This window comes from Streptomyces thermoviolaceus (genome assembly GCF_045209695.1).
GTDB lineage: Bacteria > Actinomycetota > Actinomycetes > Streptomycetales > Streptomycetaceae > Streptomyces > Streptomyces thermoviolaceus.
Window position 1 is genome coordinate 653,623 of the sequence record NZ_CP109280.1, and the last position, 12,992, is coordinate 666,614.

The 12,992-nt window shown below is 72.7% G+C and carries 12 protein-coding genes; 7 read left to right on the forward strand and 5 right to left on the reverse strand.

All coding sequences use genetic code 11. The features are described 5' to 3' along the window. Positions 1–144: 144 nt before the first annotated feature. Entirely contained in the window at positions 145–627 is a 483-nt protein-coding gene (locus OG899_RS02930) for a hypothetical protein (protein ID WP_168132125.1), read from the forward strand. A 17-nt stretch (positions 628–644) separates the two neighbouring features. Here OG899_RS02930 and OG899_RS02935 read toward each other — a convergent pair whose 3' ends face one another. Further along, entirely contained in the window at positions 645–1,319 is a 675-nt protein-coding gene (locus tag OG899_RS02935) for a hypothetical protein (RefSeq protein ID WP_185867949.1), read from the reverse strand. A gap of 225 nt (positions 1,320–1,544) precedes the next feature. On the opposite strand from OG899_RS02935, the gene OG899_RS02940 reads away from it, so the two are divergent. The 3 genes from OG899_RS02940 to OG899_RS02950 all read left to right on the forward strand — a co-directional run bounded on the left by OG899_RS02940 (position 1,545) and on the right by OG899_RS02950 (position 3,167). Further along, on the forward strand, positions 1,545–2,195 hold the full coding sequence (locus OG899_RS02940; protein WP_125500016.1) for a helix-turn-helix transcriptional regulator: 651 nt from the start codon (positions 1,545–1,547) through the stop codon (positions 2,193–2,195). A gap of 40 nt (positions 2,196–2,235) precedes the next feature. Further along, the gene (locus tag OG899_RS02945; RefSeq protein WP_125500032.1) at positions 2,236–2,805 is read left to right on the forward strand and encodes a toxin-antitoxin system, toxin component; all 570 of its coding nucleotides are present in this window, start codon (positions 2,236–2,238) and stop codon (positions 2,803–2,805) included. A gap of 131 nt (positions 2,806–2,936) precedes the next feature. Beyond that, on the forward strand, positions 2,937–3,167 hold the full coding sequence (locus OG899_RS02950) for a hypothetical protein (RefSeq protein WP_406310889.1): 231 nt from the start codon (positions 2,937–2,939) through the stop codon (positions 3,165–3,167). 44 nt (positions 3,168–3,211) lie between these two features. Here the strand turns inward: OG899_RS02950 and OG899_RS02955 are convergent, their stop codons facing one another. The 3 genes from OG899_RS02955 to OG899_RS02965 form a co-directional block, all read right to left on the reverse strand. Next, positions 3,212–3,892, reverse strand: a complete 681-nt coding sequence (locus OG899_RS02955; RefSeq protein ID WP_125500014.1) for a 4'-phosphopantetheinyl transferase — start codon at positions 3,890–3,892, stop codon at positions 3,212–3,214. Further along, on the reverse strand, positions 3,882–4,748 hold the full coding sequence (locus tag OG899_RS02960; RefSeq protein WP_125500013.1) for a metallophosphoesterase: 867 nt from the start codon (positions 4,746–4,748) through the stop codon (positions 3,882–3,884). The genes OG899_RS02955 and OG899_RS02960 overlap by 11 nt, the downstream gene beginning before the upstream one ends. 602 nt (positions 4,749–5,350) lie before the next feature. Continuing rightward, positions 5,351–6,694, reverse strand: coding sequence for a 6-phospho-beta-glucosidase (locus OG899_RS02965; protein WP_168132261.1), 1,344 nt, complete (start codon positions 6,692–6,694; stop codon positions 5,351–5,353). Between the two features lie 395 nt (positions 6,695–7,089). Here OG899_RS02965 and OG899_RS02970 point away from each other — a divergent pair, with 395 nt between their 5' ends. Further along, positions 7,090–7,932: a hypothetical protein gene (locus tag OG899_RS02970; protein ID WP_356847476.1), complete on the forward strand. Its 843-nt coding sequence runs from the start codon at positions 7,090–7,092 to the stop codon at positions 7,930–7,932. Between the two features lie 273 nt (positions 7,933–8,205). Further along, the gene (locus OG899_RS02975; protein ID WP_125498433.1) at positions 8,206–9,615 is read left to right on the forward strand and encodes a glycoside hydrolase family 16 protein; all 1,410 of its coding nucleotides are present in this window, start codon (positions 8,206–8,208) and stop codon (positions 9,613–9,615) included. Between the two features lie 198 nt (positions 9,616–9,813). Here the strand turns inward: OG899_RS02975 and OG899_RS02980 are convergent, their stop codons facing one another. Then, complete coding sequence (locus tag OG899_RS02980; protein WP_406310890.1) at positions 9,814–10,731, reverse strand: helix-turn-helix domain-containing protein; 918 nt, start codon at positions 10,729–10,731, stop codon at positions 9,814–9,816. A gap of 166 nt (positions 10,732–10,897) precedes the next feature. On the opposite strand from OG899_RS02980, the gene tkt reads away from it, so the two are divergent. Next, the gene (gene tkt, locus OG899_RS02985) at positions 10,898–12,973 is read left to right on the forward strand and encodes a transketolase (protein WP_406310891.1); all 2,076 of its coding nucleotides are present in this window, start codon (positions 10,898–10,900) and stop codon (positions 12,971–12,973) included. Positions 12,974–12,992 lie beyond the last annotated feature (19 nt).

The window sequence follows — 12,992 nt, forward strand, 5'->3', positions numbered from 1 at the left end:
GGTGGTGGCCGTGAGGCAGCGCGACGCGGACGGCCGTGCGCCGGGCGGCGTGGGCACGGACGGGGGCGGTGACACGTCCGGGACGGCCGCCGGGGCGACAGGGGTCGGTCGAGGCTTGACCGGGGCGCGCACGATGGTGTTCGCGTGGCTGGATCCGGGGCGGTCGGCGTACCCGGACGACACGCACTGGACTGGTTCGCCGAGCCCCGCGCCACGGGGCGGCGCGCCCTGTCGGGCCCGTACGTCGGCTGTCTGTGCTCCGACACCTACAGCCTCACGCTGTCGGAACCCGTCCGGTGCGCGGGCCGCTTCGCCGGGGTGGCCGCGGCCGGGGTGTGCCTGCGCGACGTCGAGGCCCCCTCGCGCTGCCGCTGCCGCGGGCGCTGCCCGCCCCCGCGCATCTGGTTCAGCGCCCGGGCCCGGGTCGCCGCCTCCGCCGACCCGGCGCACCTGACCGGGTCCCTCACCCGCGGTCCCGACTTCGCGGCGGTGCTGCGCACGGCCCGGACGGCCACCTGGGCAGGCCTGACGCTGGTGCCCTGCGCGGGGCTGCCGCTGGTGCTCGTGCTGGACGAACGGCACCCCCGCGCAGGGCACGGGACGAGCACGACGCCGTCGGCGACCTGAACGCCGACGGTGCCGGCTCAGGCCTCGGGTGCGGGCACCACGCGAAGGTGCCCCGCACTCCGGCGTACCCGCCGGGGCCCGCGCGCGGGCGTGTCGGTGCGCCGCGCGGCACGCGGGACGAGGGTGATCCGGGTGTAGCCGAGGTCCCGCAGCGTCTGCGGTGTCTCCTCGACGACCCGGCAGTCGGTGACGCCGCGCCGCGGATCGGGGTGGACCAGCGGCCGGACGGCGCCGTCGGACACGGCGGCCCGGGCACCGGCCACCCGCAGCCAGTGCGGCACGCCCTGCCGGTAGGCGGCGTCCATGATCGGGTCCTGGGCGATGTCCCGGCGCAGGGCCTGCAGCGCGTGGTCGGGACCGCAGCGGTCGAGGGCGGCCGCGAACTGGGCGAGCATCGGCAGGCACCAGCGTGTCTCGTGGTCGGGGCCGAGGACGGTGGCCGCCTCGGGGTGGAAGAGGACGAACCGCAGGAAGTTGTCGTCCGGCATGGCCGTCGGGTGCGGGCCCAGGTGCCGGAAGAGCGCGGTGAAGGCGCTGTTGCTCAGGACCACGTCCCAGCTGTGGTCGACGACGAAGGAGGGAAAGGAGACGGCCTCCAGCAGTGCGGCGTAGTCCTGCAGATAGGCCTGCGCCTCGGATCGGACGGGAACGGACCGCGGCGCCGGCCGCTGCCCTCCTGACTGAAATGCCATCGGGAGGTCACCCCTCTTGCCTCTGCGGCCTTCACGCGGCGCCCCGATCCTGCTGGCCGGAGACGAGTTGTGTCAACTATCGTGGCATTCCAGGACGGTTGACGGCCGGAATGGGCCACAGTTGTGGCGAGACCTGGATGTGGGTTCGAGCAACGGGCTACTCTCCGGGAGGTTCACGGCGCCCCGCCCTGTGAGAAGCCTGTGAGAGACATAGGAGATCTGTCGGTGACCGATGGCATCGAAGATCCGGGCACCTCGGTGTCGCCTGTGCTGACGGCGGTCGTCGCACGCGTCACCGCGCTCGCCGACCGGCTCGGCGTGCCCCACGCGGAGGTCTTCGACGTCGGCCGCCTGTCCGTGGCCAGCGGCGTGCCCGAGCCCGTGGTGCGGGCCCTGCTCAGCGGCCGGCCCGCGGGCGAGCCGGACGTGCAGGCACGCTTCCTGCAACGCCTGGACCTGCTGCGCCGCACCCGGCTCAAGCCCAACGGACGGCGCTACACCCAGCAGGAGATCGCCGACGGCGCCGGCATGTCGCGGCAGCAGGCGGGCGCGCTCATCAACGGCGACCGGCGCCCCACCATGGAGCACTGCGACGCCATCCAGCGCTTCTTCCGTGTGCACGCCGGTTTCCTGACCGCCGAGGACCCCGAGGCGCTGGCGGGCGCCCTGCAGCAGACCGAGCAGGAGCTGCTGCAGCGACTGGCCGAGCGCGAGGCGGCCGCGGCCGCCGACGACCCGCTGGAGCGGCTGCTGCAGAACCACGGGGTGCGGTCGATCGCCTGGCGTGCCGCGCAGCTGCCCACCGATCGGCACCGGGACAAGGTGGCCGAGTGGCTGGACATGCTTCTGGAGAGCGTGAAGCGGCCCGAGTCGTGACGCCGTGAAGCTGGGGAGGACCGTGGGCATCGACAGGCGGATGCGGCGGCTGTGCGGCGAACTGGTCGCCGAGCTGACGCTGCCGAAGCCGGCCCCGCCGGACGACCTGTACGCCGCGCTGTGCACGGCCATGAGCAGACGCCGCGGACGACCGGTGACCTTCCGCACGGCCGCCTTTCCGCCCGGCACCGCCAGCGGACTGTGGCTCGACATGGAGGAGCAGGACCTCGTCCTGGTCGAGCAACGCACGGCCCCCGACCACCAGTTGGTGATTCTCGGGCACGAACTGTGGCACATGCAGGCCGGTCACGGCGGCCGCCATGTCGAGGGCGCCGCCGTCGCCGCCCGCCTGCTCGACGAGGGCGCCGATCTCCCGGCGACGGTGCAGAAGGTGGCCGCGCGCAGCGGTTTCGAGCGCACGGAGGAAGAGGAGGCCGAGCACTTCGGCCTGCTGCTGGCCAGCAAGTGCCGTCCCTGGCTGGCCTCTTCCTCACTGCGCCGCCCGGTGCGGCGGGACCGCCTCGTGGGCCGGATCGAGGCGTCGCTGGGCTATCTGGGCCGCCGCATGGAGGTGGACGGGGAGCGTCCCGGGCCGCGCCCGTCGGACTGAACGGGCGACACCGGCTCGGCGCCGGGGCGTTGTCAGTGCCGGACGGCAAGCTGGTGGGCACGCACGGTTCCGCGAACGGCCGGGACCGGGCGGGCCGACCGCAGTGAGCCGACTTCCGGGGAGAGAGTCCGATGCCGACCGCCGTCCTGACCTACCACGAACGCGCCGCCGTCCAGGCCTACGTCCGGCTGCTGCGCACCGTCCAGGCCCGCCTCGGTGCTCCCCCGGCCGCCGACGGCCCGCCTGCTCTCCTCCCGCCGTCCGTCCTCGCCGATGCCGAACGAGCCCTGCGGCGCGCCGGGTTGAACGGCACCGAGGCGGAGTTCTTCCGGCTGGTCCGTGACTGGTGCGGTGAGGCGTGACGTAGGCCCGGGCCGGCTGCACAACGGGCTGCGGGTGCACGGAATCACGGATGCGGGACCGTCACCGCGGTCACCACGTGGCCCTCGCCGACGGCCCAGCGGCCCTCGAACCAGCCCTGCCTGCGGCCGCCCAGCACCGGTCCGGGGACCGTCAGCCGGGCCCGGAGCGTGCCGGTGCGCCAGGTGCCGGGAGCGGGGACGAGGTCGATGTCCGCTCCGGAGAAGTCGAGCCATGCCCCGGTCAGCGGGAACCACGCCTTGTAGACGGACTCCTTCGCACTGAACAGCAGCCGGTCCCAGTGGACGGCGGGCCGCCGCTCGACGAGCCGGGACAGCCGGCGGGCCTCCTCGGGCAGGGCGATGGCGTCGAGCACCCCCTCCGGCAGCGGACCGTGGGGTTCGGCGTCGATGCCGAGCGAGGCCAGGTCCGTGGTGCGGACCAGGGCGGCGGCGCGGTAGCCGTCGCAGTGGGTCATGCTGCCGGTCAGCCCCTCGGGCCAGCCGGGCGCACCCCGCTCCCCCGGCAGCACCGGCTGCGGCGGCACCCCGAGCTTCTCCATGGCGCGCCGGGCGCAGGCCCGCACCGCGGCGAACTCGCGCCGCCGTTTGGCGACGGCCCGCGCCACGACCGCCTCCTCCTGCGGGTACAACGCCGCCTCGGCGGCCGTGTCGTCCCCGTACGTCTCCACGGCCACCACCGTGTCGGGAAGCAGTTCAGGCAGCACGGTCACCGTCCTCGGCCGGCAGGATGCGGCGCGGTCCGCCCGGCGGCTGGGGCCGCTTGCGCCACTCGCGGGGGTAGCCCAGGGAGACCTCCTCGAAGCGGACTCCGTCCTGGCGGGTGCTGCGCGGGATGTGCAGATGACCGTAGACCATGGCCGCCACCCGGAACCGGCGGTGCCAGTCGTCGGTCAGCCGGGTCCCGCACCACAGGGCGAACTGCGGGTAGCGCAGGATGTCGGTGGGGTGCCGGTGCAGCGGATAGTGGTTGACGAGCACCGTGGGCAGGCCGTCGGGCAGGGCGGCAAGCCGGCGTTCCGTCTCGGCGACCCGGGCCCGGCACCATGCCGCCCGGCTCGGGTACGGGTCGGGATGCAGCAGGAACTCGTCGGTGCAGACGACACCGGTGCGGTGCGCGTGGGCCAGGCCCTCCTCCTCGGTGGCGCAGCCCTCGGGCAGGAAGGTGTAGTCGTACAGCAGGAACAGCGGGGCCACGGCCACCGGCCCGCCGGGTCCCTCCCACACCGGGTACGGGTCCTCGGGGGTGACCACCCCCAGGTCCCGGCACAGCGCCACCAGGTACTCGTAACGGGCGACGCCCCGGAGGGTGACGGTGTCCCGCGGGTGGGTCCACAGTTCGTGGTTGCCCGGCACCCACAGCACCTTGCGGAAGCGCCCGGCCAGCAACTGCAGGGCCCAGCGGATGTCGGCCACGGTCTCGGCGACGTCCCCGGCCACGATCAGCCAGTCGTCGTCCGTGGCGGGCATCATCCGCTCGACCAGCGCGCGGTTGTCGTCGTAGCCGACATGCAGGTCGCTGACGGCCAGCAGCCGCCCGGTCCCGCCGGCCGTTCCCGTCACCCTGCGCTCCTTGTCCGTGTCCGTGGTCGTGTACCTGGCCGTGTACCTGGTCGTGTCCTTGTGCGTGTCCGTGTCCGTGTGCGCTGTCCCGGTGCGTGGGGTGCCGCTGTGGTCGCTCACATCACGTCCGTACCACTGTCGCCACGAGACCACACGGGGACGACGGGAGGCAACCGTTCCGGGGGCGTCGGGGGTGGCCCACCTTCATGCGTGTCACACCCACATCGATACGTGGCGATCTGTACGAATTCGCGCACATCCGTGTCGGACGTCCACGGCCGTCGGTGGAGATTTTTTTCTCCCGAGGGTGTATCAGGCACAGGTCTCGCGGCTCTCATGCGTGGGGAAGCGCACAACGGGGGTGCCGACCGGGGGGGAACACGGGGGAACACGGGGGAACACGGGGGAACACGGGGGAGCACGGGGGAGCACGGGGGGCGGGGCGTTCGGCCGCTTCGCGCTGCGGCGGCCGAACGCCCCGGCGCGCCGCCGCACGGCACGCACCGCACGGCCTCGCTCCAGCAGGTCCCCGGAGCCTGGCCCGCAGCACCGCCGGCTCGCACGGCGCGCGGGCGGGGCAGGGCCCCGAACCGTTCAGGGCATCACGCCTGGCGCAGATACGCCAGCCCCGGATGCACCTCGAGGTATCCCGCCATCAGCCTCCGGGCCACGCTCACCGAGTCGACCAGCGGGTGCAGGGCGAAGGCCTTCACCGCTGCCGCGCGGGAGCCCGTCTCCGCGGCGGTCAGCACCTCGCGCTCGACCGCCTTGACCGCGCGGACCAGTCCGGCGGCGTGACCGGGCAGCGGGTCGGCCGCCACCGGGTGCGCCCCGTCGGCGTCGACCATGCAGGGCACCTCGATCACGGCGTCGGCGTCCAGCTCGGACAGGGTGGTGCGGTTGCGGACGTTGAGGATGAGCGTGGTCCGCTCGTCGCGGGCGATGGCCCGCATCAGCGCGAGCGCCACCTTCTCGTAGCCGCCGGAGAGGTCGTCGGCCTCCCGCTCCCCCGCGCCGGCCGTCTCACGGTTCTCGGCCATGTAGGTAACCTCGCGTTCGGCGCGGGTGCGGTTCCAGGCGTCCAGCGCGGAGACGTCCGGCCTGCTCGCCTCCGCGTAGAACCGGGCCTGCTGGTCGCGCAGGAAGGCACCGCGGGTCTTCTCGGCCTGCTGGTAGGCGCGGACGGTCTCGCGGTTGAAGTAGTAGTAGTGCAGGTACTCGTTGGGGACGGCACCCAGCGACTGGAGCCACTCGACGCCGAACAGCCTGCCCTCCTCGAAGGAGCCGAGCAGGTCAGGGTCGGCGAGCAGGCGCGGCAGCAGGTCCCGTCCGGCGACGCGCAACCCGCGCACCCAGCCGAGGTGGTTCAGCCCGACGTAGTCGATCCAGGCCCGCTTCGGATCCACGCCGAGGACTCGGGCGATGCGGCGGCCGAGGCCGACCGGTGAGTCGCAGATGCCGATCACGCGCTCGCCGAGGTGACGGGACATCGCCTCGGTGACCAGTCCGGCCGGGTTGGTGAAGTTGATGACCCAGGCGTCGGGGGCGAGACGGGCCACGCGGCGGGCGATGTCGACGGCGACCGGGACGGTGCGCAGACCGTAGGCGATGCCGCCCGCGCCGACCGTCTCCTGGCCCAGCACGCCCTCGGCGAGCGCGACCCGCTCGTCGGCGGCCCGGCCCTCCAGGCCGCCCACGCGGATCGCGGAGAACACGAAGTCGGCGCCGCGCAGCGCCTCGTCGAGGTCGGTGACGCTCCGTACGGCGGGTGCGTCGGGCACCCCGGCGGCCTGCTCGCTCAGCACCCGGCCGATCGCGGCCAGCCGGCCGGCGTCCAGGTCGTGCAGGACGACCTCGGTGACGCGTCCCTCGGAACGGTCCGCCAGCAACGCCCCGTACACCAGCGGCACCCGGAAACCGCCGCCGCCCAGAATCGTCAGCCTCACCCTCGCACCTTTCCGAGTTCCCGCCGCGTCCGTCCGGCCGGGCGCCCTCACGGCCCTCGCCCGGTCCGCACCGGCACCCTCCGCACCCTACCGATCCGCCGCGGTCGGTCGCCTGCTCGGACCTCGCCGCCTTCGCACGGACGTCGTGCCGGTTCCTTCTCCGGCGGGCCGTGCCGCCGTTCTCCTCCCGGCCCCGTCGTCGAGTCGCTCGCCGCGGACAGGCCGTCGCACTCTGACACTCCGTCACGTTCGTGCCGTCCCGCGTTCCGCCGCTCGTCACCGGCGGCCGAAAGAATCCGGCCGTCCCGTCTCGCACGACGCGTCACCCGGTGACCCGACCGCCCGCGCCGTGATTCGATGCGAACCCCCATGACCTCCACGACGACAGGAACCCGATGAGACGTCAACTGCTCGCCATCGCCGCGCTGTCGGCCGCCGTCGCTCTGGGCACCGCCACCTCCGCGGTGGCCGCCGAACCGGTGTGGCAGGAGACCGGCACGGCATACGTCGACTCACTGGGCGGCGGCCAGGGGCTGGCCAGCCGGGCGGACGGCTCGCTGCTGCACCGGGGACCCGCCTCCATCCCCCTGGACCTGCGCCTCAAGGGCTGGAACCACATCGGCGACCCGGACATCGCCGAGGACCATGTCTTCGACGCCTACCAGGGCGCGGACTCGGCGACGTCCAAGATGTTCGCGGTCACCACTCCGGACGGGAAGCGGTACGAGTACGTCCACCAGCTCGACGCGGGCGAGAAGGTGAACAACTCCTTCGCCGCCGTCTCGCCGGACGGCCAGTGGCTGGTGTCGGGCGAGTGGGGCGACCAGGACCGGCTCCAGGTCTTCCCCGCTCCCCTGCTCAACCCGGCCACCCCGAGGACCGGCGGCGACCTGCCGCAGGCCCCGCAGATCACCCTGGACAGGCCCGTGCGGGACGTCCAGGGCTGCGACTTCGTCACCGACACCCGGCTGCTGTGCGCCTCCGACGACGGCTCGAAGGAGCTGTTCCCCGAGGACCGGCCGCTGTTGCAGGTGGACCTGACGCACCGGCTGGACGGCACGCCGGTCACCGGGCACGTCACCAGTCTGTTCGCCCTGCCGCAGCGCAGCGCGTGCAGCGGGACGTACGAGGCGGAGGGCGTGGACTACGACACCACGACCGGCACACTGCGGGTCGAGGTCGTCCCGCCGGGCGTGTGCAAGATCGCGACGACCGTCTACTCGTACCAGCAGCGGTAGGTCGCATACCGGCGGCAGCGCTCTCGTCCCTCGCCGCACCGGCCGAGGGACGAGGGTGCCGTGGTCCTCACGGCCGGGCCGGGGCGGCAACACGCCGGGGACATCCGGGAGATCTCCGCCTTCACCGGATGAACTCCCCGGCGGGCGGCGGAGTTTCCTCGCTTCACCTCTTGACGCCGCGGGCGCCGGAGAGCACATTGGCCAGGCACACTGTGTGAGAGCGCTCTCAGACGCCCCCGTCTTCCACCCCCACCCTCTGAGAGGCACCCAGCCATGAGTGTTCCTCGCGGCGCACGCGCCGGCCACAGACGTCGCTCCCTCAGACGGGGACTGCTCGCGGTCGTCGCCGCGCTCGGTCTCGCGACCGGAGCCACCGCCGTCACCGCACCGTCCGCCGTCGCCTCGGCGCCGACCCCGCCGTCGGGCTGGAGCCAGGTCTTCCTGGACGACTTCGACGGCCCGGCCGGCTCCGGCGTCGACACGTCGGTCTGGCAGTACGACATCGGTACCTCCTACCCGGGCGGCGCCGCCAACTGGGGTACCGGTGAGATCGAGACGATGACGTCGTCCACCGAGAACGTCTCCCTGGACGGCAACGGCAATCTGCTCATCACGCCCCGCCGGGACGCCTCCGGCAACTGGACGTCGGGGCGCATCGAGACCGTCCGTTCCGACTTCCAGCCCCCGTCCGGCGGCACGCTGCGCGTCGAGGCGCGGATCCAGATGCCGAACGTCACCGGTGCGGCCGCCAAGGGCTACTGGCCCGCGTTCTGGATGCTGGGCTCGCCCTTCCGCGGCAACTACTGGAACTGGCCGGGCATCGGCGAGCTGGACATCATGGAGAACGTCCAGGGCCTGAACACGGTCTGGGCCACGATGCACTGCGGCACCAACCCCGGCGGCCCGTGCAAGGAGACGGAGGGCATCGGCGGTTCGACCGCCTGCCCCGGTTCCACCTGCCAGTCCGGCTTCCACACCTACGCGCTGGAGTGGGACCGGTCCACCAGCCCGGAGCAGATGCGCTTCTCGGTCGACGGTGTCACCTACCACACCGTCAGGGCCGACCAGATGGACGCGACGACCTGGGCGAACGCCACCCAGCACGGCTACTTCCTCATCCTGAACGTCGCCATGGGCGGCGGCTTCCCGGACGCCTTCGGCGGCGGCCCGGACGGCGGCACCGAGCCCGGCCATCCGATGGTCGTGGACTATGTGCGGGTGCTGCAGTCCGGCGGCGGCGGGGGCGACACCACTCCCCCGCCCACCGGGAACCGTGACGCCTACAGCCCGATCCAGGCCGAGTCCTACGACGCCCAGAGCGGGGTGCTGACCGAGGCCACCACGGACACCGACGGCGGCCAGAACCTCGGTTCCCTGGCGAACGGCGACTGGGCCCTGTACAAGGGCGTGACCTTCGGGTCGACGGCGGCCACCCAGTTCGTCGCCCGGGTCGCGAGCGGCGCCCCGACCGGGGTCAGCGGACTGGTCGAGGTCCGCCTGGACGACCGGAACAATCCGCCCATCGGCAGCTTCGCGGTGGGCAACACCGGCGGCTGGCAGTCCTGGCAGACGATCCCGGCGAACATCTCCCCGGTGACCGGCACCCACGACGTGTATCTCACCTTCACCAGCGGCCAGCCGTCCGACTTCGTGAACGTCAACTGGTTCCGCTTCGACCACTGAGCCACCGCGAAGCCACCGGGAAGCGGTTCCGCGGCAGCGACTGAGCCGCCGCGACCGGTTCCGCTCCGGCCGCCGCCTCACCGCGACCGCTTCCGCCGCGGCCACCGAGGCGCCTCGCGCACCGGGCCCCGCCTTCGGGCGGGGCCCTTCGTCGTGCCCGTCGCGCCCGTCGCGCCCGGCGGACGGCGTGCCGGGCGCTCAGCGCATCTCGGCGCGGAAGGCCACCGGGGTCTGGCCGGTGCGCAGCTGGAAGAACTTGGAGAAGTTGGCAGCGTCGGGGAAGCCGACGGCGGCACCGACCCGGCCGATGGGCAGATCGGTGTGCGCGAGCAGGCGCTTGGCCTCCAGCACGACCCGTTTGTCGATGAACGCCTTGGGGGTCTCGCCGGTGGCGGCGCGCACCGCGCGGACCAGGGTGCGGCGGGAGTAGCCGAGCGCTTCGGCGTAGGCGCTGACGCTGTGGTTGGTGGTGAAGCCCTTCTCCACCGCGTCGCGGAACAGGGTGAAGGTGGTGTCCTGGTGCCGCCGTTCCTCCTGGGCGGAGCTGGTGGCCAGGTGGGACAGCCGGACCAGGAACGCGGTGAGCGAGTGGCGCAGCACCGTGGTGTGCAGGTTCAGCGGGAGCGTCTCGGTGTCCTCGTACTCGCGGCGCAGCTGGTCCAGGGCGGCCTGCAGGGCGGAGCGCTGGGCCGGGTCGGGGTGGAGCAGGGGCGGCAGGTCGTAGCGGTACAGGCCGGTGGCCTCGACCGTGGCCCGGGGCAGGAAGCCGGGCTGCATGGTCAGGACGGTTCCGCGGTACTCGTCGGGGCGGGAGAAGCGATGGACCTGTCCGGGGCGGATCCACAGCACATCGCCCGCCGCGGCCTCGTACTCGGCGAAGTCGATCATGTGCCGCACGGGGCCCTCGCTGAACAGCATGACCACGTGGAAGTCGATGCGGTGGACTCGGTGCAGCGGTGCCTCGGCGTGCCAGGTGTGGTCCCTTCCCATGGGACCCACCTGCAGTCCTACGCCGGCGAGGCTCAGGTCGACCGGGAAGCGGAACGTTCTGATCTGGTCGCCTGCGTCGTCCTCGCTCTCGGCGTCCGCCCTACCCTGGGTGATTACGTCCGTCATGTCCCTCTCGCACCGTCTCGTCCACCCAACGGGTGGGTGTATCCGTCGCAGGCTGTCCCACTTTCACAACAGGCTGACACGCGGAGACCTACCGGTTCAAAAGTCAGACTTTTAGGTTCGAAGACGAACGGCAGCATTCCCTCCTTCCTGCGAGGACTTCTTGAAGATGAGCGAGCACACAACCGAGCGCTTCGAGTGGACGGACCTCGACCGGCGTGCCGTGGACACCGCCCGTCTGCTGGCGGCCGACGCCGTGCAGAAGGTGGGCAACGGCCACCCCGGCACGGCGATGAGCCTGGCCCCGGCCGCGTACACGCTGTTCCAGAAGGTGATGCGGCACGACCCGGCGGACCCGGAGTGGACCGGCCGCGACCGCTTCGTCCTCTCCCCGGGCCACACCTCGCTGACCCTGTACACCCAGCTGTACCTGGCCGGCTACGAACTGGAGCTGGACGACCTCAAGGCGTTCCGCACCTGGGGTTCGAAGACCCCCGGTCACCCCGAGTACGGGCACACCGCGGGCGTGGAGACCACGACCGGGCCGCTGGGCCAGGGCGTGGCGATGGCGGTGGGCATGGCCATGGCCGCCCGCTACGAGCGCGGCCTGTTCGACCCGGACGCCCCGGCGGGCACCTCGCCGTTCGACCACACGATCTGGGCGATCGTCTCCGACGGCGACCTGGAGGAGGGCGTCTCCGCGGAGGCGTCCTCGCTGGCCGGGCACCAGAAGCTCGGCAACCTGGTCTTCCTGTACGACGACAACCACATCTCCATCGAGGGCGACACCGCCACCGCCTTCTCCGAGGACGTCCTGGCCCGCTACGCGGCCTACGGCTGGCACACCCAGCGCATCGAGCCGGCCGAGAACGGCGACATCGACGTGCACGCCCTGTACCGGGCGCTGCAGGCCGCGAAGGCCGAGACGGAACGGCCGTCGATCATCGCGATGCGCACGATCATCGCCTGGCCCGCCCCCAACGCGCAGAACACCGAGGCCGCCCACGGCTCCGCGCTCGGCGAGGAGGAGGTCGCCGCCACCAAGCGCGTCCTCGGCTTCGACCCCGAGCGGACCTTCCAGGTGGAGGACGAGGTCCTCGCCCACACCCGCAAGGCCCTGGACCGCGGTGCCGAGGCACACGCCGCCTGGGACAAGCGGCTCGCCGAGTGGCGCGACGCCCAGCCCGAGCGCGCCGCCCTGCTGGACCGCATCCTGGCCGGGAAGCTGCCCGACGGCTGGGAGGACGCCGTCCCGGTGTTCGAGGAGGGCAAGTCGGTCGCCACCCGTGCCGCCTCCGGCAAGGTGCTGCAGGCCCTCGGCGCGGTGATCCCCGAGCTGTGGGGCGGCTCCGCCGACCTGGCCGGCTCGAACAACACCACCATCGACAAGAACTCCTCCTTCCTGCCGAAGGGCAACCCGCTGCCCGGCGCCGACCCCTACGGGCGCACCGTCCACTTCGGCATCCGCGAGTTCTCCATGGCCGCGGAGATGAACGGCATCGCGCTGCACGGCAACACCCGCATCTACGGCGGCACCTTCCTGGTGTTCTCCGACTACATGCGCAACGCGGTGCGGCTGTCGGCCCTGATGCAGCTGCCGGTGACGTACGTGTGGACGCACGACTCCATCGGCCTGGGCGAGGACGGCCCCACCCACCAGCCGGTGGAGCACCTGGCCTCGCTGCGCGCCATCCCGGGCCTGAACGTCGTCCGCCCGGCCGACGCCAACGAGACCGCGATCGCCTGGATCGAGATCCTCAAGCGGCACTCCACCCACCCGGCCCCGCACGGCCTGGCACTGACCCGGCAGGGTGTGCCGACGTACGCGCCGAACCCGGACGCGGCCCGGGGCGGGTACGTGCTGCGGGAGTCCTCCACGCCGGAGCCGGACGTGATCCTCATCGCCACCGGTTCCGAGGTGCAGCTCGCCGTGGCCGCCCGGGACCTGCTGGAGGCCGAGGGCGTCGGCACCCGGGTGGTGTCCATGCCGTCCGTGGAGTGGTTCGAGGAGCAGCCGCGGGAGTACCGCGAGAAGGTGCTGCCGCCGTCGGTGCGGGCCCGGGTCGCCGTGGAGGCCGGCATCGGGCTGCCCTGGTACCGCTACGTGGGCGACGCCGGCCGGATCGTGTCCCTGGAGCACTTCGGTGCCTCGGCCGACGCCAAGACTCTCTTCACCGAGTTCGGCTTCACCCCCGAGAACGTCGCCGCCGCGGCCCGCGCATCCCTGGCCGCCGCGCGCGCCTGATTCCGCACACACAAGAAAG

Coding starts and splice junctions, on each gene's coding strand:
- OG899_RS02935 (WP_185867949.1), bottom strand. CDS start 1,319: ATGGCATTTCAGTCAGGAGGGCAGCGGCCGGCGCCGCGGTCCGTTCCC.
- OG899_RS02945 (WP_125500032.1), top strand. CDS start 2,236: ATGCGGCGGCTGTGCGGCGAACTGGTCGCCGAGCTGACGCTGCCGAAG.
- OG899_RS02950 (WP_406310889.1), top strand. CDS start 2,937: ATGCCGACCGCCGTCCTGACCTACCACGAACGCGCCGCCGTCCAGGCC.
- OG899_RS02970 (WP_356847476.1), top strand. CDS start 7,090: ATGAGACGTCAACTGCTCGCCATCGCCGCGCTGTCGGCCGCCGTCGCT.
- OG899_RS02975 (WP_125498433.1), top strand. CDS start 8,206: ATGAGTGTTCCTCGCGGCGCACGCGCCGGCCACAGACGTCGCTCCCTC.
- OG899_RS02980 (WP_406310890.1), bottom strand. CDS start 10,731: ATGACGGACGTAATCACCCAGGGTAGGGCGGACGCCGAGAGCGAGGAC.
- tkt (WP_406310891.1), top strand. CDS start 10,898: ATGAGCGAGCACACAACCGAGCGCTTCGAGTGGACGGACCTCGACCGG.